We start from the raw sequence: 22,226 nt of genomic DNA on the forward strand, positions 1-22,226 counted from the left end.
CACGATCGAGTGAAGCGACTACGCGCGGCCCCGACCTGCATGAACAGCCGCAACTCCCGCATGGAACGGCGGAACGAACCCGTCGGCGCTCCAGTTGGGTGAACAGCTCGCCCTCGCCCACGACCTGGCGGGGCACGCAGACAGATGGGCACCTGTCCCGACGACCGCACCATCGCCACGCCGCTCTTGCCCGCTACGACCGGTATCCTCGCACGCCGCTCCTCTCGAGTAACACGACCAAGACGCGACGCGGACCGTGCTGATGAACACCCGGGCGTGCGTCAGGCCTTCGCCGCGACCGCGCTGCAGATCGACGGCTACCTCGCCGGGCCCGCGGCCGTGCCGATGACCGTGGTCACCCAGTGCGCTGGCGGGCGCCCCCGGGCCGCCTCCGCCTCGCGGAAGGCCTGAGCCCGCCCTCAGCCGGTCGCGGTCCAGGCGCCGCTGAACAGTGCGCACTCCAGCAGGTCGGGAGCCGCATCAGAGGGCCAGGCTTCCGTGCCGGCGATCTGCCGGGCGGCTGCATGCATGAAGGAGAGGTAGACGCCGTACCGGTGGGACGTCCAGTCCCATTCAGCCCAGACCCAGGCCGCCACCGTGCCGTCGGGATCCAGACCAGTTGCACGGCCGACGGCGGCCGCCAGCGGGCGCAGGCTGAGGGAGAGCACCCTATCGAGGATGAGCGGCTGCAGGCCCGGCACGGCGTGCAGCGCCTGGCCCGCGAAGTACAGGAACTTGGTGAAGAAGGACGGGCCGAATTCGGGAACCGCCTTGTGGAGCACCATGTAGGCCTCCTTTGCGCCCTGCTCGCGTAGGGCCGTGACCGAGGCGGCGAGGGACGCGTCCAGATTCTCGGCCGCCAGGATCTTCTGCAAGGTCGACGGGCCGCTGCCGCCGGGTGTGCCGCTCTTGCCCTTGCCCCACACGTAGGTGGCGACCAGGGCCTCCCTGAATGCCTCACGCCGCAGCGCGTCGGCGACCATCCCGGTTACCTCCGCGCGGCTGACCCGGGCATCACCGGCGTGGGAGGCGGGTGCAAGGCCCGCGGGCCACGGAGCGATCGACGCCCACCGCGCCGGGACGTAGACGACTGCGTGGGCGCCGGGCGTCCCATCCGGGTACGCCGGCTCGTTCTTCGCCCACCAGCGGCCCAGCGCCGTCAACGCCTCCTCGGGCAGCAGGCGCACCGCCATCTCCTGGTCCACCGCGTCCGCCCGGCCCTGTCTGTCCACGCCGCCCCCTCCACCTGGACACCCTCGCCCATCTCACCAACGCCGGTGCGTGGGCGGCCTCTGTCCCCTCCAGCGCCCGCAATCCGGCAGGAGCGTCACCGTGGCCAGCCCTGCATCCGGCTTCGGCGTCTGAAGGACAGCGCCGCAAGAATCAGCAGCCCTGGGGCGATGATGCGGTAGGAGAGTTCGGTGTAGCGGCCTGCTGCGGTGAGCGAGACAGGCGATGACCGCAGCTGCGCCGCGTTCAGCAGGACGCTCAGTGCCTGTTCCAAGCGCACGGAGGTTATCCGCTGGTCCAGGGGCTGGTCAGGTGGGACCGGGCGGGGGGTGCTAAGGGTGACGGCGATGTCCTGGCCGGTGAGGGTTCCTTGCAGGTGCGGTTCGATCGGGCCTTTGGGCAGCCCCCAGAGCATGAGGACGAGCAGGCCGGCCGTCATCGACACGGCCAGGAAACTCAACACACGGCTGGCACGCAGGCTGTAGCCGGTCAGGAGCCAGTAAGCAGTCAGCAGCAGTCTCTCGGAGCGCGGCCTGGAAAGGTCGTGGCGGCGGAAGTCGTCTTCGGCGTAGGCGAAGTCGGCTGCTTCGGGGCGGTGGTGGTTGACCGCGGCAGTGCGCAGCGCCTGGTACAAGGAGACCAGTTGCTGCGGTACCAGGACCTCTACACCGGGTGGCGCCGGTGTCCATCCGCTGTGGCCCCGGGCTGCGTGCCAGTGGTGCTCCTCGGCCAGCGCTCTGCGGGGCAGGAATTTGATCGGCAGCCCACGGCGCCAGCGGATGCCCGGTGGTGTGGTGGCGAAGCGGCATTCACCGACCAGGTGGATCTGCTCGAGCTGGCTGGCGCCGTTGAAGCGGCACTGGGAGAGGTCGAGGTCTTTCAGACGAAGGCGGGCGGCGTCTGTTCCGGCCAGGGAGAGCAGTCGCACGAAGGCATCATCGCCCGATGGATCGGCCACAGGCGAGCCGTCACGGGCGATCAGAGGGGTGGGAGATCCGGTGATCTCCAATGGCCAGTCCAGGGCGACGTCCTCGACGACGAGGGCGGCGTGGCGCAGCAGAAGGGCGGCGGTGGATTCGAACCGGGTACGGCGGCACGTCATGCGGGTCGCAGAGGCCATGACTTTGGCCGGCTCGGTGAAGTGCGTCTCGGTCAAGTTGAGTGTTCCCTCGCAGGTGAGGGGGCCGAGGAGGCGTGTTGCTGCGAATGCCACGCGGCCGAAGTCCGCATCGGCGCGGAATCGGGCCTGTTCGAAGTCCGCGTGCTGGGAGAACACGCTGCCTGTGAAGTGCGCGTGTCCCCCAACCAGAGCACCGGTGAAGTGCGCCGTGTCGCCGAAGGCAGCGCCGTCGAAGCCGGTGTCGTGGGCAAAGGCCGTGCGGTCGAAGTGCACCGCGGCCGAGAACGAGACGCCTGTGAATCTGGCACTGCGGTGGAAGAGGGCGCTGTCGAAGCTCGTGGTGCCGCTGAAGGTGACCCCGTCGAAGGTGCTCACACTGTTCCATGCGGTCCTGTTGAACCAGGCGTCATCGGCGAAGGTGCTGCCGCTGAAGTCTGCGTCCTCACGGAAGGAGCTCTCGGCGAAGTCGGCCTCTCCGACGAAGGTGACGCCATGGAAGCTGCACGGCCCGGTGAAGGCGACCCGGGCGAAGTCGGCCTCTCCGGCGAAACGTGCGCTGTCCCACTGCGTGCGTCCCAGTTCCGCCGGAGGGACGTCCACCAGTTCCGCCACGGGTGTTTCGTGCATGGCGGGTCCTGACGGTCGGCGTGTGCGCCGTAGGACGTCTGTCAGCACATCCGACGTCAGCACAGTGCCGCGCAAGTCGATGTCCGAGCCGGGCCTGAGAGTGCTGAGGTAAGCCTCGCGCTCGTCGGTCGGCAAGTGGGGCAGGCATCCCTGATACGGCTCGATCCGGCGCCCCTGGCAGTGCGGGGCTCCGCTCTGGCACGCCGGCCACGGCGGGGGCGCGCTGACCGTGTGCTCGCCCGCGGCCCCAGGCGGGACCAGCCCCGGTTCGGGCATTCGGCTGTGCTCTCCATTCGCCCCGCCCGGTTCCGTCCCCGGCGCGGCAGCCTCCGGTACCGGGCCTGGGGGTGCGGGCGGCTGTGGTGTCCCGGCGGAGCCCGCCGCAGGAGCAGGAGCGGATTGCGCGGCTTCGACAACCACCGGTGGGCGGCCGCCCGCCTTGCGCTCATCGCGCGCCGCCAGCCGCAGCTGCTCCCACCACTGCCACTCGGTGGGCGCGCGGCCGGATTTCCTGCGGGCCTGCCCCTGCAGGTAGTCGATCATGACTTTGAAGTTGCGCTTGTTGGACGGCACCGAGCGGCCGGTGAACCAGTCACTGAGCGTCTGCGGCTTGAAGTCGACCGGCGGTGACTGATGCTGGCCGTAGCGGACGATGCGCGCATTGTCGACGAGCCCCGCCTTGGCCCTGAGGTCCCTCAACGCGGCGACCAGCCTCGCCTGCGCCCCCGACTCCTGCGCCACCGCCGCCGTTCCTCCTGCCCCTGCGCAATCCGCTCCGGATCCGCACCGGATGCGAGTTGCCGCTCCGGATCCCCTGCGTGAGCAGCATAAACGGCGTCCGGATCCGGTTTCAGGCGAATCAGGCTATCGCCGGATGGCACCCCGGCCCGGCTTTGTGGGGGCAGCTGCCACCGACCGGGGGCGGCAGTGACCCGGGAGGACCAATCATGGAACCGCGCAAGCCCAATCGCCGCCTTCGCACCCTCGTCCGTACCGTCGGCTACGCCCTGCTACGCGGGGCGGTCACCGCCCTGGGCACACTGGCCGTGCAGCACGCCTGGCAGTGGCTGACCACGTAAAGGGACCCCGCCCGGCCCCCTTCCACCAGGGGGCCGGGCGGGGTCCCTGTGGGGTGCGCTGCCGCCCCGGCGGACCGCACGCGCGGCTCCGGCCCCTCTTGCCCGCCAGGCCGGTACTTCACAGCTACGTCGCCACCCGTGATGGGGGAGAAGCGGCGAGTCCCGGAATCCGTCACAAGCAAGCAAATTACGGAGAGAACTCCTGAAATCTGCGAGGAATCGTCAGATCCCCACACGATCGAGTGAAGGGTCTACGCGCAGCCCCGACCTGCATGAACAGCCACAACTCCCGTACGGAGCACCGCAACGAACCCGTCGGCGCTCCAGTTTCAGGGCGAACAGCTGCCCTTCGCCGACCAGCTGGCGCGGGAGGGCCAGCACGTCCTCGACCGCTTCATCGGCGAGAATCGGCGTGCCGGCGGCGATCCTGCCGACCAGCGGAACGTGGGCCATGTCCGGCGCGGGAGGCGTTGGTGTCTCGTGAATCCCGCCGGTGGGGCGCGCGCGGACGCGGTAGGCGCGTGGGCGGTTGGGGTCGCGGTAGAGCACGCCTTTGCGTTCGAGGGCCATCACCTGATGCGCGACGGACGACGTGCTCTTGAGCTTGACGGCCTGGCCGATCTCCCGCATCGACGGCGGATAGCCCTGGCGCGCAACCTCCCGTTCGATGAAAGCAACGATGGCGGCCTGGCGGTCGGTGTGCCCGTCGTCGTTGACCCGAATACCAGGCGGCCGCCCGGCCCGGCCGGCGGCTTCGACTGCGTGCATGTCGTGGTGCTCCCCCTGGACAGGATCTTGCTTTTGTGGACAGTAACCCGCCAACCACCACAGATGGAACACTGTCGCGCTATCCAGCTCACCCGCCCGACGCCTACCCAATTGCAGACAGGTCAGAAGGTCAGGTGAGAGTCAGTTGACTGCCGGCCCTCTGGGTTGGGCTACTCGCCCTGCTCCTGCTCGGCTCGGGCTTCCGCCGCGTGACTTTGTCTATGAGAACGGGTTCTGGCTCAGCTTCCGTGCAGCGGCCACTACTGAACTTGATTGGGTGATGTCGGGACCGGCCGCCCGACAGGAGTCGCCGTGTCGCGGGCCTATAGGTGTTGCCGAGCAGTCCATCGGGAGAGGATCCTCCCGTGAGCCAGCCACTGCCGCAGTTGCCGAAGCCCGAGTTCGTCTTGATCCCCATCGAGGCCCCACCCGAGGTGCCCACCCAGATCGCTGTCGATCTCCGGGAGACTGGCATCCCAGGCGGGTTGATCGGATACGAGTACCGGCCGCTGAGCGAGCCGGTGTACTTCGGGGGGATCGGTGAGCGCGGGTCGGTCGCCATCGCGACGAGTGGCCTGTTCGGACACATCGCCGTCGACGTGGCCAGTGGTCACGTGGTGCAGGTTCCCAAGATCGAGTCAGCGACGGCCAGTCACGTAAACAGGAACCTCGACTCCTTCAACCGATGCGTCGCGGCCGTGATCGCACGCTTCCCGTTCTATGCGGAGGGCGACGAGGAGAGGCGCGAGGAGGTGGCGGAAGAGCTGCGCGATCTCGTCTCCGACATCGACGAGACCGCTGTCATGAACAACGGGTTCTGGGAGACCTTCTGCGACGACGTGGCGATCGGGGACTATGCGGACTGGGATGAGTGATCCGGGACCGGTCCCCGGCTTCGGCCAGCCATCCAGGCTCAGGCCGGTGGCAGCGATGCAGCCGTCAGGACGGGCCCGGGGAGCGCGGGTGCCGCGGGCGCCGGACACCGGCGCGGCACCCCTGGTGGCCGGTGGGCGGTCACTCACCGTGGCGGTCGGATGCGTCGGGGCGCGGGACGGGGGCCTGTCGCGTATGGCGATGGGCCGGGAGCGGGTTGTGGCGGCGCTGTTGGTGCTGCCACCGGGCGCGCCACCAGGCAAGCCGGTGCGCGGAGTCCTGGGGGAAGACCGACTGGATGGCGGTGACGAGCAGGCCGAGGGCGAAGCAGGTGAAGGCCACGGCGGTCAGCCACCACGGGGCGCCGATCAGGGCCAGGGCGAGGCCGCTGATGCCGGTGGCGGCGGACGAGATCAATGATCGGTTCGGGTAGTGCATCGAAGGTTTCCCCCTAGGGCGGGCGTACGTGTGCGGTACGCGGGATGTCGGAAATCCGGGCGCTTTTTGCTCGGCCTGCATCCAGTTCTACGAAGAGGGTTCTTCGGTGTTGTATCGGTGGGTGTCACATGCGCCGTCGGGCGCTGCGTGCCCTGGGGGCGTAGCGGTCGAACGCGTAGCTCCATGCCTGCTGCATCGACTGCTCCGCGATCAGTAAGCTCCTTGCGTGCGCGGCGGTGGCCAGCCACCGCACGAGGTCGGTGGAGGTTCCGGCGAGGAACTCATCGGCCACCGATAGTCCCGGCCACTGCCATATCGCCTTGTGCACCCGGAGCGGTGAACCGATCCGGCTGTTGAGGCGGGTGGCCACGAGCGTGAACTGACGGACGTTGCCGCGCGTTTCCCGTAGGTACTGCAGATCCTCCTCGTCGTGGCCGTCGTGTGTGAGGTCGTCGATGAGGTCGTCCATGTCCTGCAGGGTCGCCGCGCGTGCCTCGGCCATGGCGCGCCGGCGTTCCTCGGCGCTGATGAGGCCGAAGTGGTACGCCGTGCCCACCGGGATGTCCAACGCGAGGCGCAGGTCAGGGTCGTCCTCGGCGTCGAACTGGTGGTTCCAGTCGACGAGAAGGGCCTCGATGTAGCCGGTGATCTGCTCGGGCCGCAGTCTGCTCCCGGCGGCGAGCAGCGCTTCGGCGCCGGGCACGGGTTCGATGCCCGGCGGGTCCGGCCGGCGCTGCAGCGGCCACACCGCTTGCCGGTTGCGGTAGGGGAAGGTCAGGGTGCGGCTCTCGGCTGTCCACGCCGCGTACGGCTGCGGCAGCCGTCCGGTTGGTGTGAGGGCGGGGGCGACGGCATGCCATCCCGGTGGACGGGAGAGCACCCAGCCGGGCGGTTGGATCATGTGCTCGGCCGAGTCCGTCCCGGTGCGGCCGGTGAGCCAGTCCTCGAAGTGCTGCAGGCTCACCAGGCGTTCGGCCCGCCACACCGCTGTCCCGCCGCGCCCGCTCCAGTCGTAGCTCGTGGTTCCCCGCTGCAGGTATGCCCGACGGCCCTCGTCGGCGTGGAGGGCGTCCTGGTGCAGTTCGTTCCAGGCTTCGCCCTCCTCCTGCAGCAGCCGTTCGTTGTCCTCGGCTTGAGGACCGGTGAGCAGGTCGCGGGCGATGTTGGCCGCGACCTGGAAGCGGGCCGGGGAGTGCCAGGCCACGTCCTCCTCGAGGGCCGTCGCGACCGTCAGCAGGTGCCGGTCGTCATCCCGCACGCTGTCGGACGTCCAGGCCGTCGCCGTGCGCACCGCCGCGGCCGCGTCCAGGAGTTCGGTCTCCGGGCCGGTGCAGAGCGCGGCGGCCGCCAGCCTCCATAGGTTGCGGGCAGCACGGTGCCGCAGGAGGGGAAACAGCCCCTCCAGGAACTCGTCCGTGAACGGCTCGGCCGCCGCGATGGCGGTCACCACCGCATCGGTCAGCACCCGGCCCTGGTAGTCCCGGAACGCACGCTGGTACTGCCCCGGCAGCCGCAGCGAAACCGCGCGGGCCCGTTCCAGCAAGCCGGCACTGACCCGCAGCCGCAAGGGCCGGTCCGCACGCGGATCGCGTCGCCAGCGCGGTGGCGGCGGATAGCGCAACACGGTGGAGATATGCGTCAGCCTGTCGTCGGGATGTTCGCGCTCCTGCCGCTCGACGTGCTCGGCCAGCAGTCGACGCACGGTCGCATCCCGCGAGGCGCCCTCCCTTGTCATGACAGCGGCCAGCGCATCGAAGGCGCAGGGCGGGAGCCGGACGTTGGTCTCTGTGTTCTTCAGATTCTCCGGATGGACAGACACACCGCGATTATCAGGACCGGACCCGGCACGATGCACCCGGCCTGGTGGTCGGCGTGAGAATGACATGACCCTTCGTCACTCATGCCAGCAACGAGTGAGCACCACCCGTCAACGTCAACGACCAGATCGCTGCGCCTGCGCCACTGACACTCAGACGACGACGTTCAACTGACACTCCCGAGGCCGACGACGACCGGTAAGTCGATCGGCTCCGGCGCGTGGGTGCTGAGGCTCAAGAACTCTCACGGGTTTCGGTGTTCACCGGTGTGCGCGGAAGAACTCGGTGAGGTCGTGCGCGAGGAGCTCGGGTTCTTCGTGGGCGGCGAAGTGTCCGCCACGGGGCATGCGGGTGTACCTCGTGATGTTGTACGTGCGCTCGGCCCAGCTGCGGGGCGGCTGGGTGAGGTCGGCTGGGAACAGGGCGAGGGCCGTGGGCACGTTTACCCGCTCCACCCGCCTCGTCAGCCGCTGGGCGTATTCGTAGTAGGGCCGGAAGGAGGTCGAGATGGTGTGGGTGAACCAGTAGAGCGACGCCTGCGTGAGGAGGAAGTCGTCGCTGAACCGGGACGACAGGTCACCACCGCAATCGCTCCACGCACGGTACTTCTCGACGATCCAGGCAAGCAGCCCGGTCGGCGAGTCGGCCAGACCATAGCTCAGCGTGAGAGGGCGGGTGCTCTGTTCGTGCAGGTACCCGCCCTCTTCCGCGGACCACCCCGCGACGGAATCGAGGTACTCCTGCTCCTCTGGGGTGACACCGGCCGCGTCGTAGGCGACCGGACTGGCGATCGCCATCAGATGGATGCCCACCACGGCCTCGGGGTGAGCCTCGCCGAGCCGGGAGGTGATGCCGGCACCCAGGTCGCCCCCGTGCGCGGCGTAGCGGGCGAAGCCGAGTTCGTCGTGCATGAGCCGGTGCCAGATCTCATGTGTCTGCGGCTGCTTCGCGAGCGAGGGCCGCTGAGGTGAGAAGGCGAATCCGGGCAGCGAGGGGACGATGACAGTGAACGCGTCGGCGGCGTCACCCCCGTACCGCGAAGGCGTGGCCAGCCGGCGGGCGAGGGTGGTCAGTTCGATGAAGGAACTGGGCCACCCGTTGGTCAGGACGATCGGCAGGGAGCCGGGGTGTTCGCCGTCGAAGCGCAGGTAGTGGACGGGGGTTCCGTCGATGTCTGCGAGGTGAGACGGCAGGGCGTTGATGGTGGCTTCGTGGGTACGCCAGTCGTATTCGGAGGCCCAGTATGTGACGAGGCGTCGTAGTTCGCCGGAGTCGGTGCCGGTCTCCCAGCCGGTGGCGGGCCAGGGGGTCGGCCAGCGTGTGTTGAGCAGCCGTGAGCGCAGCTCGTTCAGCTCGGCCTCGGGGACGGCGATCACGGGCGCGTGGCGGGTCATAGGAGTCTCCAAGGTTTCGTTCTCACATGACAGCAGTGCGTGCCTGGGCGCCGGAGCCGCTCTGCGTGCGCTTTTCGGGGGACCGGCGGGTGGTACCCGCTATCACAGCGGACAGGGCCATGAGGATTGCGATGACGAGCAGGGCGTGCCCGACGGTGGTCTGGTTTGCGAGGAATCCGATGAGGGGCGGTCCGCCGACGAAGCCGCAGTATCCGATAGAGGTGATGACGCTGACGCGGCCGGCGGTACGAGCGGGCTCGTCGGCCCCGGCACTCATGCTGATCGGAAAGCCGAGCGCCGCACCCATCCCCCAGAGCAGACTTCCCGCGAACGCCAGTCCAGTGGACGGCCCAAGCGCGAAAAGGGCGACGCCGGTGGCGGTGACGGCGGCGGCTGTCCGAAGGACAGTGACCCGTCCGAACCGGTGGAGGACCGCTGGCCCGAGCCAGCGGCCGGCGGTGAGCGCGGTGAGGAACGAGGCGTACGCCAGCGTGCCGATCGTGGCGGTGACGTGGTGACGGTCGATGACCGAGACGCTGACCCAGTTACTGCCCGCCCCTTCCGCGACCGCGAAGGCCAGTGCGACGAGCCCGACCGCCACGGTGCGCGGTTCTCGCCACGCGCCCAGACCCGAGCGGGACATTTTCACCGGCGGTGGCACTGCGATGGGGTGCGCGGCGTGCTCAGGAAGGAAGTGCCGTGTCGCCGCGGGTATCGCCCCGGCGATGACCGCTGCGACCACGGCCACATGGATGCTTACCGGGACCCGCAGCGCGGTCATCAGCACACCGACCACGGCACCGGCGACCGTACCGAGGCTGAACGCGGCAAAGAAGCGTGGCATGACGGGACGGCCGAGCTGCCGTTCGACGGACGCGGCGTGCACGGTCATCGCGACATCCCAGAAGCCCGTAGCCGCGCCGAGCAGGAACAGTCCGGCCACCAGCAGGGATGTTGAGAAGGGGTATCCGAGCGCGATGACGCCGAGGCTCGCGCTGACGAGCAGTGCCACGGCGGTGATGGCCCGGCGGGGGCCGATGCGTGTGACGACAGGTCCCGACAGGGGCAGCACGATCACGCCGCCGACGGCGATGGTGAGCAGCAGGAGTCCCAGTGATGCCGGGTCGAGGTGCAGCTGCGTGCGGATCTGGGGGAGCCGGGAGGACCACGTCGATCCGGCGAGCCCCAGACCGGCGAAAACCGCGTAGGTTGCCCTCGCACCGGCCGTCACCTCTCGTGCTGTTGGCGCCGTCGGGACGGCTGCAGACGCTCTGGTCACGATCCCGGCCGGCCGGCTGGGCCGAGAGTCTGGTCGATCGCGTCCCGCGTCCTCTCGCGCGACTCCGGCGCGGTTGTGAGCAGAGCATGCATGATCATTCCCTCAAGCAGGGCGTCCAGGCGGGCGGCGCTGTCCGGGCCGGTGAAACGGGCCAGAACAGTGCGGCTGTCCGCCGTCCATTCCTGCGTCAGGGCTCGCAGTCCGGGGTTGCGGAGCGCCGCCAGGTGCAGCTCGAATCCGAGGACCGCACTGCGGTGCCTGGCAGGACCACCGTGGACGAGATCGACCAGGACCTCCACGAATTGCTCGTGCGTCTCGACGCTCTGGAACAAATTCTCGAACACCGCGGACTGCAGCTCGACATGCCGGGCGAACGCCTGCGTCTGGAGATCGGTCAAGCTGGCGAAGTGATAGGTGATCGACCCGAGCGGCACGCCGGCCCGGGCAGCGATGTGCCGATGCGTCGTCCCGGCCACCCCATGATCCGCAATGACGTCGAGAGTGGCGTCCAGGATGTGCGTCTTCCGGCCGGGGTCGTTGCGACGGGTCCGCCGCCCACCACCCGATCCACCGGAGGTCCGGCGCTCACCGCCGACCGCTTCCTTGGCCGTTTCACCTTCGGGAGGCTCCGCCGACGGCGGTTCGATGTGCAGCATGCGTACAAACGTACAAGCCTTAAGAACAGATGTACAAATCAATGGATGCTCACAGCCGCCACGCCGCGGCATCACACCTGCACCTTCGGCATGCACACAACCGGCCGTTCGCCATGGTCTGCGGTCCGGACGGCTACCCTCACGCTCGCCTCAGCCCCGCCTGGCCGAAGGAAGCACTGCGACTTCCGGTTGGGCGCACTCGACATCCACATCGGCAGCCACCACACGATCCAAGCTCCGCCAGCGGCCGCCCCGGATCAGCGCCTGCTGTCACCCGGCGCGAGCAGGCTGGTGACTTCGGCGATCGCCTCCGGGGAGGGATGGAAGTACTTCCGTACGTTCTCGGGCTTCTTGTGCCGGGACTTCGCCATCAGCATCAGCAGGCTCGCCCCCGCCTCGCCGAGGTGCGTGAGCCCGGAATGCCGCCACTCGTGCAGATCCCAACCCGTGCCACTTTTGCCGCCGAGGGCGGTGTGCTCGTCCAGCAACATACGGGCCTGCCCGTACGACAGCCGGACCAGCCCGGTGTCCGGGCACACGTCGCGCGGCGCGAGGACCTTGCCTGGGCCCGGCCTGCGGTGGGTGACGAACACCGGCCCGCGCGTACGGCCCTTGAGCAGGCGGGGCAGCAGCCGGGCGGTGCCCGCGTCCCAGTACACGGTCTCCAGCACGAAGTCCTCGTGCATCGCGCCGCGGCGCCGGGTGCGCGGCCGGGCGCCCTTGGCCTTCACCGGGGCCCGGCGCCCGGCGAGGTCCAACTCCTCGATGTTGACTCCGAGGATCTCCTCCGACCGCGCGACCGTTTCGTAGAGCATCCGCCACAGGGTCTTCTCCCGGAGATGGACATTGCGGCGGGCGATCAGCCGGTCGATGGCCATCTTCGAGCGGGCCGGGGTCTCAGAGGGCGTTTTCTCCCGTTGTTTCATCCCGGGTTGCCGGGTTGAAGGCGGTTCAGGTGCCGCGCCAGCTGGGGGTGGATTCGGCGGTGAGTCTGCGGGTCATGAGGTTGATCATTGCGAGGTGGATTATGGCTTCGGAGCGGTGCGGGTGGGCTTCGTAGTCGCGGGCGAGGCGTCGGTGGTTCATGAGCCAGCCCAAGGTTCTCTCGACGGTCCAACGGCGGGGCAGGACGGCAAATCCCTTGGTGGCGGGGTCGCGGCGGACGATGTGCATGTCGATGCCGAGAGTGGCGGCGTGTTCGACGAGGTGCTGGCGGTAGCCGCCGTCGACCCAGGTCTTGCGGACGGTGGGATGTTCGGTGGCGACCCGTTCGATGAGCGTCTGGCCGGCGATGGAGTCCTGCACGCTGGCCGCGGTGACGAGGACTCCTAGGAGGAGTCCGACGGTGTCGATGACGATGCTCCGCTTGCGGCCCACAATCTTCTTGCCCGCGTCGATGCCCTGCTCGCAGGCGGGAACATTGGTGGAGGTTTTGATGCTCTGGGAGTCGATGACACATGCGGTCGGTTCGTCCTCCCGGCCTTCCTGCCTGCGGACTTGCCGACGCAGGAGGCTATTGAGCTGGTCGAAGACACCCTCTTCCTGCCAGCGCGCGAAGTAGGCATAGACGGTGTTCCAGTGCGGATAGTCGTGTGGCAGGTAGCGCCAGGGGATCCCGGTGCGGTTCACGTAGAGGACCGCGTCCAGCAGACTGCGCAGGTCGTGGTCGGGAGGCCGGCCGATGTCCAGTCCGCGGCCGCGGCGTTCGGACCGCCAGGCGGTCAGGACCGGCCTGGCCGTTACCGAGGACGAACTCGCGGCGTGCGCTGGACGACTGGAAGAGGCAGGGGCTTTGCCCGGAGGGACCCCTCCTCATCGACTGCCGACTCACTTGGAGGAGCTGTGGAAGGAGCGCGATCTGAGCACTGAGGCTCACCGGGCTGCCTTCACCGCCCTGGCCCGGGAAGCGTCGTTGCCATCCGATGACCTGGCCGAGGCCCTGTATGGCCGTTCTCAGCTGTCCGCAGCCTGGAGACCTTATCCCGATACCGAGGACACTCTCAGTGCCCTGCGTATGCGAGGCGTCCCGGTCGCCGTCGTCAGCAATATCGGCTGGGACATGCGTCCTGTCTTCCGCGACCACGGTGTCGATCACCTCGTCGACGCCTACTTCCTCTCCTTCGAGTACGGCGTGAAGAAGCCGGATCCCCGGATCTTCCAGGCGGCCTGCGACAAACTCGGGGTGGCGCCCGACGAGGCTCTCATGGTTGGCGACGAACGCGTTGCGGACTCCGGTGCCGTCGCTCTTGGTTGCCAAGTCCACCTGGTCGATCACTTGCCCGTGGACCGGCGCCCAAACGCCCTGGCGGCAGTGCTCCAGCTCCTTTGACATGGTCGAACCGAGGTCGGTGGGCCCTGCCATTTGATGGGCTCAGTTTGGTGTGACATCAGCGGCGGGGCAGGGGGACGACGCCCTTGGTGTCGTCCCCCTGCCGTTGATCCGGGACCGCAGCGAACGTACTCAGCTGGCGGCGCAGACGCTGGACCTCGTCGTCCTTGGCTGCCAGGGCCGACAGCAGATGCCGGTGGCGCTCCTTGAGCTGGGTGAGTTCGGTGTGGGTGCGGGCGAGTTTGCCGGTGAGCCGCTGGTTGAGGTCCCGCAGCCGGGCGATGCGGGCCTCGCGTGGGTCGGGTTGCAGGCCTGCTGCCCAGGCGGCTGCCCGCCGTTTCTCGAACTCGTCCTTCAGATGGCCCCAGGTCCGGTAGAGGGACGCGCGGGAGATGCCAGCTTCACGGGCGAGTGTCTTGGCGTCGCAGGCGCCGTTGGGCGGGATCTGCCCGGCCAGGAGCCGGTCGATGGCCGCGCGGATGCGTCGCTCGACTTGGTCTCGCTGCTGGTGGCTAAATGCCATGTCATCCGGCCTTTCCGGCTGCCGTGTCGATCTCTTCGAGAACCCGCATGGACCGCTCATGCTCGGCCCGCATCCGGTCCTTCTCCGCGGGTGAGATGCGAGGGCTGGCCAGCAGGACGGCGCCGTTGTCGGCTGCGGTCTGCCAGACCGAACGGTGAACGAGGTGGTGGGTGGCCATCGAGCCCCCAGGACTGCCAGCCCTCGGCAGAGAAGAAGTGCACCAACATGCGCCGGGACGGTAGGCCCGTGACGCGACCTTCATCAACTGCTAACCCCACGACCAATCAACGGGAGTTGAGGGATGTGAGACACGCCAAGAAAGCAGCGACAATCTGGGTCCAGAACGACTTCTGTGCCCGAGTGAAGGGCGCCTCCGACAACTCCCCCGTCACCTACGAGGACCCGCAGACCAAGGAGAAGACCACGCACGGCACGGCCGACGGCCAGAAGGCGTGCCTTCACCACTGCCTCACGTACACGGCCACGCAGGCGATCGTCGTCGGACTCGGGGCCCGCGCGCTGGGCATCCGGCTTCACCCCGCCGCCGGAGCAGCCGTGCTCGCTCTGTCTTTCGGCACGCACTACATCGCAGACCGCAGGGTGCCGGGCGACGGCGTCCTGGAGAAGCTCGCCATCAAGACCGGCAAGGAGAACTTCTACCGCCTGGCCGACTTCGGCATGAACGGCGCCTTCCACCTCGACATTCTCTGCACCAAGTCTCGGGCAGCGGCGATGCTGTGATCGCAGTCGATCACGCCTCGGGTCTGGCCTGGTCAATGGCGGCGCCAGCGTCGAGTGCCAGTTCTTCGATCCGCTCGATGAGCTTCGCATTGAGGTCTGCCCGGCGTTGAATCAGGCGCCCGAGCTCAGTGCTCAAGATGCCGAGGGTGTTGAAGCGGTTCGGTTCCCCACCCTCGGCAGTTCTAATAATTTCGCGCCGCAAGTACCAGGACAGATCGCTGAGGCCATCGGAGATCTCTGCCGCTAGTCCTTCGACGGAAGGATCGGGGAGTACTACGCGGTAGCCTTGCTGGGCTGCCGCTCCACCTGCTTCCTTGACGTCCTGGTCAAACTTCTCAAGATCGACAGCCACCCCCGCGTCCAGGTTCTGCTTCGCTCGAAGGACAACGTCCAGCCACGCCCGTCCGGCAAAGCGCAGTGATGTCAGCCGGACTATCTCTTCTCGTGCTTGCAACCTGCTGCGCTCTTTATCCCGTTCCGCTATCTCGCGGCGGAACTGGCGGATCGAGACGTAGACCGTGGCTCCGGCCCCTAGTGCTGCACCGCCGAGTCCGCTGATGAGGGCGTAGATCGCTGATGTATCGGCCACCAGAAGACTATGGCACGCCAGAGCACAGCCCTCCCAGCATCACGCTTCTGTAAGCGTCCGGGGTGAATGGCGTATATCTCGCCGATCGCCCTACTGGTGTCCGCGCTGCTAATCACTCTGTTGTGAGACGGCCGTGAGGGACAGAGTGCCCAGGTTCCCGGAGGCAGCTGCCGCGACAGGTGAACCTGGGACCGCTTGGAGCGCAGGAACGTCAGGGTCAGCTCGATGCCTTCGACCTCGGCCTTCCAGCCCTGGGCGGTCACGTGCTGACGGCGGGCGGCCAGGTCGTCCAGCCGGGGCAGCAGCGGATCCCAACTTGGTGCAGTCAACAGACCACTCCTGGCACCACGGCTGGGAGACCGTCGTCGCCCTCATCGCCACCACCAAGGCGACCACCCAGTGAACACCCGCACCCGCTGAAGCGCGTTCCCTCCTCAGTCGGCATCGCCTCGCTGGGGAGCACGCGGACTGCGCCCTGGCTGGGAACTCGACTGGACGGCGGCGGAAGCCGGCCGCTGGGGCGAGCCCTTCACCTGGCCCCGCGTCACCGACACCGAGCTGTAGCTACGCCCCGGGACGGCCGCCAAAGGCCGGAAAACCAGTCGGCCACCCCGGGCCTACCCACCCCGTACGAGACGAGACAGGGAGACCCCAGTATGGACTCCGTCCCGCGCGTACAGACCCGGATCGGGCAGCGCGCACTCTTACTGACCACCGCAGCCGTGCCGTTGGCCGGCTGGACCGTCCACGCCGTGACGCTCCACCAGCGCCTGGCCGCGAGCCGCCGCGACCCCCTCACCGGGCTGCTGCGCCGCGACGCGTACACCACCGAGGCCCGGCAGGTCCTACGCCGCCACGGCGACGACACAGCCGTCGTCCTGGTCGACCAGGACCACTTCAAGGCCATCAACGACACCTTCGGCCACGCGGCCGGTGACACCGTCCTCGCGGCGACCGCAGCCCGGCTCACCGCCTGGGCGGGCCCGCACGCCGCCATCGGCCGCCTCGGGAGCGATGAGTTCGCGATCGCCCTCGAGGCGCCCCGCGGCCGCCGCGAGGACCGCCTCGCACAGCTCATGAGGATGCTGCACACGCCGGTGCACCTGGACTACGGACAGACCGTCGACGTCGCCGCCTCCGTCGGCGCAGCGACGCCCGACGTCCTCAACACCCGCGACCTGTCCGTGCTCCAGCAGGCCGCCGACGCTGCCCTGTACGACGGCAAGCACTCCGGCCACGCAGTCCTCGCCGACGCCCGGCACGCAACGCACACGTCCATCAACGGGCGCCGCGCCGGCCGCCCCGGAACCGGAATCAGGGGGCGAACCGCATGAGCACCGCCACCCTGCCCGAGGACGACTGGATCCGCGGCCTCACGATTCACCAGCTCTATGCCACCTGCATCCTCGCCGGGAAGAACCTGGAAAACAGGCCCCGGCCCTGGTCGTGGCCGGGCTCGGTCCTGATCCACGCCGGGCAGAAGCTGGAGCGCCCGCCCTGCGTACCCGCTAGATGATCAATTCCAAGGGATGCCTGCGGAGGGTGTGGGGTGGGCGGCGGCCAAAGCCACCGCGAGACGGTCAGGCGGCGGGCTGCCGGCCCTGGTTGTCGAGGTGGCAGCGGGCGATCAGGCGTCAGGGTCGACTTCGGGGTGCGTGAACCGCACGAGCTTGCCCAGCGACCGGGCGTAGGCGATTTCGGCTCGGGTGCTGTCTCCGATGTAGTCGCCGACTACGAGCACCTCATCAGCGAGCCGAATCTTCGCCCGGTGCAGATCGTCAAGTCGAACCTTCAGCGCCTCGGCCTCGACAGGATCGGACCAAAGTTCGTGCGGCGACTTCATGTCACAGCCCGGTTTGACGACAATCTTTCCGGCTTTGGTCTCCCGCAGATCGGCCTCGTTCATCTCGGTCATGAAGCGGGTGGAGCCGCAGATCACGACGATACGCGGCAGGCTCAACAGCTTCTTCGCGTCGGCGAGCTTCTCCTCGGGGGTGAGCAGTTGCGGGTATGACACTGGTTCCTCCTGGTGGTGTGCTCCAAGGGGTGCCTGCGGAGACGAGAACGAGGGTGTCCAAGATCGTTTTGTGACGAACGACGTGGACACCCTCGCGACAGCACTCTATGCGACGACCGACGACATGCTGAAGGAGCATCCCGACCTGGCGCCATGGCACCCGCCGGTCGGCATTACGCCCCGCCTGAGCGATGCCGAACTGGTCACCCTCGCCACGATGCAGGCCATACTCGGCTACACCTCCGAGGCCAAATGGCTCCGCCATGCCCGTGCCCACCTGCGCCACCTCTTCCCCTACCTGCCCCAGCAGCCCGGCTACAACAAGACCGGGCGTCCGGGCTGGCGGCCAGCGAGCCCGGACGACTGGACGGAGAGTTGGCCGTTCGGGCGCGCGCTGCCGGGCTCGACTTCATGGCGACGACGGAGCACAACTCAGCTGCGGAGCCCGGTGTAGAGGAGGAGCGTGATCGCCGGCGTGACGAAGAACGTGAAGTCGGACACCACGCACCCCCAGGTCGGCAGTCGTGGGGTGATCCAACCACTGCAAAGATCATTTCGCTAGGAGTTCTTACTCGGGCGGGGCAGGCTGCCCTACCCCGTGCCTTCCGGCGGCTCACCGCGGCCAATTGTCATTGACCAGCGCACCGTTGACGGTGCTTGGACCGAGACCGTGCCCTTTTTCTCCACTCCGGCGACGCCAACCTGGTTGTAGGTGGTGGTGACTTCACCACCGACACACTTTAGTGGGAAGCTGACCTTCACCGGATTCAGGGAGACCTTGATCTCCCCCTTGCCTCGGCATCGCACGGCAATGATGAGGTCTTGCCCCTTCTCGCCCTTGCGGTACTCGAGGGTCCGTCCTCCACGAGTCCCGCTTTGGCGGCCGGCGACAGTCTCGGTCCCGTCCAACTCGGGCGGGGACTTCACTGACTCCTGTGCGGGGGTGGCGGATGCGGACTTGCTGGGGGCAGCCGGTTTGGAGGCTCTACCGGAGGCTGCGTGGTCGGGCGAGCAGGCAACTACGAGCGGCAGCATGACTGCAGGCAGAAGGGCCAGCCTCGCGAGGAGCCGCCGGGGCATTAGTGGGTCTCCCAGATGTACCAGCCGACGCGGTTGGGTGTGTACAGCGTCGCGCTGTGCTTAACCCCCTTGGTGCAGTTGGCGTAGACCCACTGGCTGTAGCCATCGGTCTTCAGCCGGTAGACCCCGTACTTGGCGTTGGTGCTGTACTTGGAGGGCGTGTCGACCGTGATCTTGTTACCCATCTTGGCGGTGAGCTTCGCGGAGAGCTGGACGCTGTACTCCTGCTCGATCTCGGCCACCGCAACACCGGCTTTCGCCTTCAGTGTGCCGCTGACAGCGATGCCTACCTCACCCGTCACTTCGGAGGTGAACTCCGATTTGGCCGTACGCGAGGTGCCGTTGTAGTTGGACTGCGTGGGGCCCACGCCCTTGTGGTACTTCTTGTGCTTCGCCGTGGACTCCCACAGATATCCCGGCTCGCACGGCTCCCTCGGAGGAACCTGCGGGTCCTTCGGAGGGGCCTCCGTCGGCGGCGTCTCGACCTCGCTGCCACCCCCTTCAACGAGGTCGCCCTCCTCGGGGTCCGCGGGAGGCACCGTCTGCACTGCCTCGGTCGGGGCAGGAGTCGGGTCCTCCGCGAAGGCCGGGTTAGCCGTGCCCAGCACCGCTATCGCCAGGGTCGGTGCAACCAGCAGCGACGCTGCTCGTGAAATGCGCATAAAGATCCCCCTCTAGTTGGGCGAGAAGGGGGCTGTGTGCGGCAATCCCCCGATCGCAGGCCCTGATCTTGCAGGGGAACGCACCAACAGAACAAGATCCCCATGAAGATTCTGAGGAGAACGTGAGCTTCCGGTTATGGGTATGCGGAATTTACGCGACGCCAATATCTCCATTCTGGACACTTTCGGCACCCGTGATGCCGACTCAAGGAAAGTTCAATCCTGCACTTATCCCCTCGCGTACACCCTGTCGCCCGGACTCAGGTGGTCGATAGCTCGACGGGAAGAGTCTCGCGACAGCAAGAAACAACTAGGCACTGTTTCCCGGATCTCCTTACGTGAGCGGGGTGTTGGGGGCAGGCTGGCTGTATGGGCCGTGGAGATCTGACGAATGCGGAGTGGGATCGACTGGAGTCGTTCTTACCGGTTGGTGGGACGCGTGGGGGCCGGTGGAGTGATCACCGTCGGGTGATCAACGGGGTGTTGTACCGGGTGCGGACGGGGGTGCAGTGGCGGGATCTGCCGGAGCGGTTCGGGCCTTGGGAGACGGTCTACAAACGGCATCGCCGCTGGTCGGCGGATGGAACGTGGCAGATGCTGCTGTCGAAGGTCCAGGCTGCCGAAGATGCCAGGGGCGGGATCGACTGGGACGTGTCGGTGGACTCAACAGCGGTGCGGGCTCACCAGCATGCCGCCGGCGCCAGGAAAGACTCGCCCACCACACCGCCTCAAAAGGGGGCAGTCCAGGGGGCGAACCGGGCCGATCCAGTGCTCCGGAAACTCATCGTCCGGCTGGAGGAGGTGGTCAGATCGGCGAATGCCTGGGACGTTCCCGCGGCGGCTTCACGACCAAAATCCACCTCGCAGCCGACGGGCGATGCCGGCCCCTCGCCCTCGTCCTGACACCCGGCCACTACGGTGACGGCCCGAAGTTCGAGCACATCCTGCAGCAGATCTCCGTGCCACGCGCCGGAGTTGGTCGACCTCGCACCCGGCCCGACAGTGTGTTGGCCGACAAGGCCTACACGTCCCGCAAGAATCGCCGCTATCTGCGGCGACGCGGAATTCGGCACACCATCCCCGAGCGCCACGACCAGCAAAGACACCGACACAATCGTGGCTCCCGAGGCGGCCGTCCCACCGGGTTCGACAGCGAGCACTACAAGAAGCGCAACACTGTCGAACGCGCCATCAACCGGCTCAAGGGCTTCCGTGCCGTCGCCACCCGCTACGAGAAACGTGCCTACATCTACCTCGGCACCGTCACCCTCGCGACCCTCGTCATCTGGCTCCGCACCTGATCCGAGAAACAGACCCTAGGAGCGAGGTTGGACGCTCCTCCGGTTGACCTGGGGATGGAGCACTCCGGTGGACGTGGGGGTCGCGCCCTCTTGGCGCCTGCCGTTCCCCGCGGTTCCCCGCTTGTTCTGGCACGGTTGTGGCACGGGTCTGCCCACTCGCGGGCCGGCCACCGTCGCGGTTGGTGGCCCTCGCCCGGACTGTCACGGGGCGAACCGCTCCGGGTGGAAGTCCGCAAGCATCTCGTCTCTCTTCCCGCTGAGGATCTCCGAAGCAAGCAGTCGGCCGATTACCGGCCCGAGTGTGATGCCGCTGTGGGAAACGGCTTCGTAGTAGCCCGGCACAGACGGCACTGCTCCCACCGAGGGGAATCCGTCGGCCGGGATTGGTCGGTTGGCCACCCGTGTCTGCGCGATGCGACCGCCGCTGAGCCCAGGAACGACGTGCCGCGCCGATTCGTGGAGCAATCGTGCGAGTTCCGACGGATCTTCGCCTGTGTCGATGAGTGCGTCGATCTCGCGGCTGTGGAGGACCACCGAAGAGTCCCCGTCAGGACGGATCTCAACGTGAGGCGCGTGCATGGCCCGGCGGACCGGGACCTGAGCACAGCCAATCCGGGTGACGACGCCGGGTTCCCGACGCATCGGCAATTGCCGTGAGACGAGCCCGGCGACGTCGGCAGCGTTGGGGCCCGCTGCGTTCACGACGATGTTGACATTGAGACAACTCCCGTCGGACAGAGCAACTGACTGGATGCTCCTGTCGGCACCGATGGCGATTTCACGGACTGTGGTGCCGAATCGGTGTTCGGCGCCGGATGCGACGGCCTGATCTACCAGGCGGCTGACGAGATTACGTCCGTGCACCCAGGCTTCGTCGGGGTAGAACACTACGGGAACGTCGTCGGGCACCGTGAGAGCAGGTTCGAGGCGACGGCGCACCTCGCCCCCTGTACACACCTCGACCTCGTAGTTCCAGCTAGCCAGCAGCTCCGCTGTTTTCAGGAGCTGTCTCTCTGCTGCGGGATCGTCTGCCCAGCGCAGGTGACCGCTGGGATACCACCAGGAGTCTGGCCCAATAGTCCGGGCAAGCTCACGGTGCGCTTCCATACCCGCGACGTTCAGGTCGAAGTAGGACTTGCGCACTGTCTTGTTGCTGGCATTGGCCCACGAGAAAGACCAGTTGGTGACTCCTTCACCTGGCTGGCCTGCGTCGATGAAGACCACTTTGACGCCGCGCCGGGACAGGTTCCAGCCCACGCTGGCTCCGAGGATGCCCACTCCGACGACAGCAACGTATTCAGGCTTCACGAACACCTCCTTCCCCTCCCAGTGCGCCGCAACCCAGCACTCACCCCTGCTCCCATCCCGCCCGCCGTCGACCCACACACCGTGGAGCGGGCGTGGTTCATGGCGTCCAGGTGGAGCGCGCCACTGTACGAACGACCTGGACGCCATGGGCCGCGTCTGCTCGGCTCTGCCTGGGTCGATGGTGGACGGGATGGGAGCCCCCAACGCTCGCCACGATGTGCCCGCGGCCGGGAACGGCGCCCCCTCCACCCCGGTGCCGGCCGATCCCCCGCCGGAGGCATCCTCTGTGACCGTGGGCCGCGTAGGTCGGGCGCTCGACTCATGACCTCCGGCCCTATCCACACGTGGGCGGGCGTCGGCGCAGCCTGGGCGGAACGGGCCGAAGGCAGGAGCGG

The 22,226-nt window shown here is 67.8% G+C and carries 21 protein-coding genes and 6 pseudogenes; 9 read left to right on the forward strand and 18 right to left on the reverse strand.

The genetic code is table 11. The annotated features are described in order from the left end of the window. The first annotated feature begins 276 nt into the window (after window positions 1-276). Window positions 277-411 carry a hypothetical protein gene (locus OG698_RS00270; protein WP_406100659.1) on the forward strand — a complete coding sequence of 45 codons (135 nt, stop codon included), beginning with the start codon at window positions 277-279 and terminating at the stop codon, window positions 409-411. Between the two features lie 8 nt (window positions 412-419). On the opposite strand, the gene OG698_RS00275 is transcribed toward OG698_RS00270, so the two are convergent. From OG698_RS00275 to OG698_RS00285, 3 genes and pseudogenes are all read right to left on the reverse strand, one after another. Further along, window positions 420-1,232, reverse strand: coding sequence for a hypothetical protein (locus OG698_RS00275; protein WP_406100660.1), 813 nt, complete (start codon window positions 1,230-1,232; stop codon window positions 420-422). 95 nt (window positions 1,233-1,327) lie between these two features. Then, entirely contained in the window at window positions 1,328-2,725 is a 1,398-nt protein-coding gene (locus OG698_RS00280) for a pentapeptide repeat-containing protein (RefSeq protein ID WP_406111721.1), read from the reverse strand. Between the two features lie 24 nt (window positions 2,726-2,749). After that, window positions 2,750-3,520: pseudogene (locus OG698_RS00285) on the reverse strand (pentapeptide repeat-containing protein); the annotation flags it as partial. A 404-nt stretch (window positions 3,521-3,924) separates the two neighbouring features. Between OG698_RS00285 and OG698_RS00290 the strand changes: the two are divergent. Beyond that, window positions 3,925-4,056, forward strand: a complete 132-nt coding sequence (locus tag OG698_RS00290; RefSeq protein ID WP_398379255.1) for a hypothetical protein — start codon at window positions 3,925-3,927, stop codon at window positions 4,054-4,056. Window positions 4,057-4,380: 324 nt separating this feature from the next. On the opposite strand, the pseudogene OG698_RS00295 reads toward OG698_RS00290, so the two are convergent. After that, window positions 4,381-4,824, reverse strand: a pseudogene (locus tag OG698_RS00295) (LexA family protein); the annotation flags it as partial. 365 nt (window positions 4,825-5,189) lie between these two features. Here OG698_RS00295 and OG698_RS00300 point away from each other — a divergent pair. Further along, the gene (locus tag OG698_RS00300; protein WP_406100661.1) at window positions 5,190-5,699 is read left to right on the forward strand and encodes an SUKH-4 family immunity protein; all 510 of its coding nucleotides are present in this window, start codon (window positions 5,190-5,192) and stop codon (window positions 5,697-5,699) included. A 139-nt stretch (window positions 5,700-5,838) separates the two neighbouring features. Here OG698_RS00300 and OG698_RS00305 read toward each other — a convergent pair whose 3' ends face one another. The 7 genes and pseudogenes from OG698_RS00305 to OG698_RS00335 all read right to left on the reverse strand — a co-directional run. After that, a complete protein-coding gene (locus OG698_RS00305; RefSeq protein ID WP_406100662.1) occupies window positions 5,839-6,135 on the reverse strand; it encodes a hypothetical protein in 297 nt (98 codons plus the stop codon). A gap of 124 nt (window positions 6,136-6,259) precedes the next feature. Continuing rightward, window positions 6,260-7,954, reverse strand: a complete 1,695-nt coding sequence (locus OG698_RS00310) for a hypothetical protein (RefSeq protein WP_406100663.1) — start codon at window positions 7,952-7,954, stop codon at window positions 6,260-6,262. Window positions 7,955-8,212: 258 nt separating this feature from the next. Beyond that, the gene (locus OG698_RS00315) at window positions 8,213-9,346 is read right to left on the reverse strand and encodes an epoxide hydrolase family protein (RefSeq protein ID WP_406100664.1); all 1,134 of its coding nucleotides are present in this window, start codon (window positions 9,344-9,346) and stop codon (window positions 8,213-8,215) included. Between the two features lie 22 nt (window positions 9,347-9,368). Next, window positions 9,369-10,577, reverse strand: a complete 1,209-nt coding sequence (locus OG698_RS00320) for an MFS transporter (protein ID WP_406100665.1) — start codon at window positions 10,575-10,577, stop codon at window positions 9,369-9,371. A 44-nt stretch (window positions 10,578-10,621) separates the two neighbouring features. Further along, window positions 10,622-11,281: a TetR/AcrR family transcriptional regulator gene (locus tag OG698_RS00325; RefSeq protein ID WP_406100666.1), complete on the reverse strand. Its 660-nt coding sequence runs from the start codon at window positions 11,279-11,281 to the stop codon at window positions 10,622-10,624. Between the two features lie 257 nt (window positions 11,282-11,538). Continuing rightward, a pseudogene (locus OG698_RS00330) lies at window positions 11,539-12,189 on the reverse strand (tyrosine-type recombinase/integrase); the annotation flags it as partial. Window positions 12,190-12,232: 43 nt separating this feature from the next. Further along, window positions 12,233-13,051, reverse strand: a pseudogene (locus tag OG698_RS00335) (IS5 family transposase); the annotation flags it as partial. Window positions 13,052-13,112: 61 nt separating this feature from the next. On the opposite strand from OG698_RS00335, the gene OG698_RS00340 reads away from it, so the two are divergent. Beyond that, window positions 13,113-13,610: an HAD family hydrolase gene (locus OG698_RS00340; RefSeq protein ID WP_406100667.1), complete on the forward strand. Its 498-nt coding sequence runs from the start codon at window positions 13,113-13,115 to the stop codon at window positions 13,608-13,610. Window positions 13,611-13,668: 58 nt separating this feature from the next. Here OG698_RS00340 and OG698_RS00345 read toward each other — a convergent pair whose 3' ends face one another. Together OG698_RS00345 and OG698_RS00350 are read right to left on the reverse strand one after the other, a co-directional pair. Next, window positions 13,669-14,133, reverse strand: a complete 465-nt coding sequence (locus tag OG698_RS00345; RefSeq protein ID WP_406100668.1) for a hypothetical protein — start codon at window positions 14,131-14,133, stop codon at window positions 13,669-13,671. Between the two features lies 1 nt (window position 14,134). Continuing rightward, a complete protein-coding gene (locus OG698_RS00350) occupies window positions 14,135-14,311 on the reverse strand; it encodes a hypothetical protein (RefSeq protein WP_406100669.1) in 177 nt (58 codons plus the stop codon). A 125-nt stretch (window positions 14,312-14,436) separates the two neighbouring features. Here OG698_RS00350 and OG698_RS00355 point away from each other — a divergent pair, with 125 nt between their 5' ends. Beyond that, window positions 14,437-14,874, forward strand: coding sequence for a hypothetical protein (locus OG698_RS00355; protein ID WP_406100671.1), 438 nt, complete (start codon window positions 14,437-14,439; stop codon window positions 14,872-14,874). A 10-nt stretch (window positions 14,875-14,884) separates the two neighbouring features. On the opposite strand, the gene OG698_RS00360 is transcribed toward OG698_RS00355, so the two are convergent. Beyond that, window positions 14,885-15,463 carry a hypothetical protein gene (locus OG698_RS00360; RefSeq protein ID WP_406100672.1) on the reverse strand — a complete coding sequence of 193 codons (579 nt, stop codon included), beginning with the start codon at window positions 15,461-15,463 and terminating at the stop codon, window positions 14,885-14,887. Window positions 15,464-16,119: 656 nt separating this feature from the next. Here OG698_RS00360 and OG698_RS00365 point away from each other — a divergent pair. Beyond that, complete coding sequence (locus tag OG698_RS00365; protein ID WP_406100674.1) at window positions 16,120-16,797, forward strand: GGDEF domain-containing protein; 678 nt, start codon at window positions 16,120-16,122, stop codon at window positions 16,795-16,797. Continuing rightward, window positions 16,794-16,979: a hypothetical protein gene (locus OG698_RS00370; RefSeq protein ID WP_406100675.1), complete on the forward strand. Its 186-nt coding sequence runs from the start codon at window positions 16,794-16,796 to the stop codon at window positions 16,977-16,979. The genes OG698_RS00365 and OG698_RS00370 overlap by 4 nt, the downstream gene beginning before the upstream one ends. 111 nt (window positions 16,980-17,090) lie before the next feature. Here the strand turns inward: OG698_RS00370 and OG698_RS00375 are convergent, their stop codons facing one another. Continuing rightward, on the reverse strand, window positions 17,091-17,480 hold the full coding sequence (locus tag OG698_RS00375) for a hypothetical protein (RefSeq protein WP_406100676.1): 390 nt from the start codon (window positions 17,478-17,480) through the stop codon (window positions 17,091-17,093). Window positions 17,481-17,550: 70 nt separating this feature from the next. Between OG698_RS00375 and OG698_RS00380 the strand changes: the two are divergent. Then, window positions 17,551-17,805 (forward strand): annotated as a pseudogene (locus tag OG698_RS00380) (IS982 family transposase); the annotation flags it as partial. A gap of 266 nt (window positions 17,806-18,071) precedes the next feature. Here OG698_RS00380 and OG698_RS00385 read toward each other — a convergent pair. Both OG698_RS00385 and OG698_RS00390 read right to left on the reverse strand, forming a co-directional pair. After that, window positions 18,072-18,407: a hypothetical protein gene (locus OG698_RS00385; RefSeq protein ID WP_406100677.1), complete on the reverse strand. Its 336-nt coding sequence runs from the start codon at window positions 18,405-18,407 to the stop codon at window positions 18,072-18,074. Between the two features lie 152 nt (window positions 18,408-18,559). After that, complete coding sequence (locus tag OG698_RS00390; RefSeq protein ID WP_406100679.1) at window positions 18,560-19,222, reverse strand: hypothetical protein; 663 nt, start codon at window positions 19,220-19,222, stop codon at window positions 18,560-18,562. A 369-nt stretch (window positions 19,223-19,591) separates the two neighbouring features. Here OG698_RS00390 and OG698_RS00395 point away from each other — a divergent pair. After that, window positions 19,592-20,523: pseudogene (locus OG698_RS00395) on the forward strand (IS5 family transposase). 201 nt (window positions 20,524-20,724) lie between these two features. Here the strand turns inward: OG698_RS00395 and OG698_RS00400 are convergent. Beyond that, complete coding sequence (locus tag OG698_RS00400) at window positions 20,725-21,831, reverse strand: NAD(P)/FAD-dependent oxidoreductase (protein ID WP_406100681.1); 1,107 nt, start codon at window positions 21,829-21,831, stop codon at window positions 20,725-20,727. Window positions 21,832-22,226: the final 395 nt, after the last annotated feature.

The sequence above is a fragment of the Streptomyces sp. NBC_01003 genome (assembly GCF_045162695.1).
Classification (GTDB): Bacteria; Actinomycetota; Actinomycetes; order Streptomycetales; family Streptomycetaceae; genus Streptomyces.

What these genes read in the sequence shown, in the direction of transcription:
- OG698_RS00290 (WP_398379255.1), top strand. Translation starts at nt 3,925, where the DNA reads ATGGAACCGCGCAAGCCCAATCGCCGCCTTCGCACCCTCGTCCGTACC.
- OG698_RS00350 (WP_406100669.1), bottom strand. Translation starts at nt 14,311, where the DNA reads ATGGCCACCCACCACCTCGTTCACCGTTCGGTCTGGCAGACCGCAGCC.
- OG698_RS00325 (WP_406100666.1), bottom strand. Translation starts at nt 11,281, where the DNA reads ATGCTGCACATCGAACCGCCGTCGGCGGAGCCTCCCGAAGGTGAAACG.
- OG698_RS00345 (WP_406100668.1), bottom strand. Translation starts at nt 14,133, where the DNA reads ATGGCATTTAGCCACCAGCAGCGAGACCAAGTCGAGCGACGCATCCGC.
- OG698_RS00365 (WP_406100674.1), top strand. Translation starts at nt 16,120, where the DNA reads ATGGACTCCGTCCCGCGCGTACAGACCCGGATCGGGCAGCGCGCACTC.
- OG698_RS00315 (WP_406100664.1), bottom strand. Translation starts at nt 9,346, where the DNA reads ATGACCCGCCACGCGCCCGTGATCGCCGTCCCCGAGGCCGAGCTGAAC.
- OG698_RS00390 (WP_406100679.1), bottom strand. Translation starts at nt 19,222, where the DNA reads ATGCGCATTTCACGAGCAGCGTCGCTGCTGGTTGCACCGACCCTGGCG.
- OG698_RS00305 (WP_406100662.1), bottom strand. Translation starts at nt 6,135, where the DNA reads ATGCACTACCCGAACCGATCATTGATCTCGTCCGCCGCCACCGGCATC.
- OG698_RS00370 (WP_406100675.1), top strand. Translation starts at nt 16,794, where the DNA reads ATGAGCACCGCCACCCTGCCCGAGGACGACTGGATCCGCGGCCTCACG.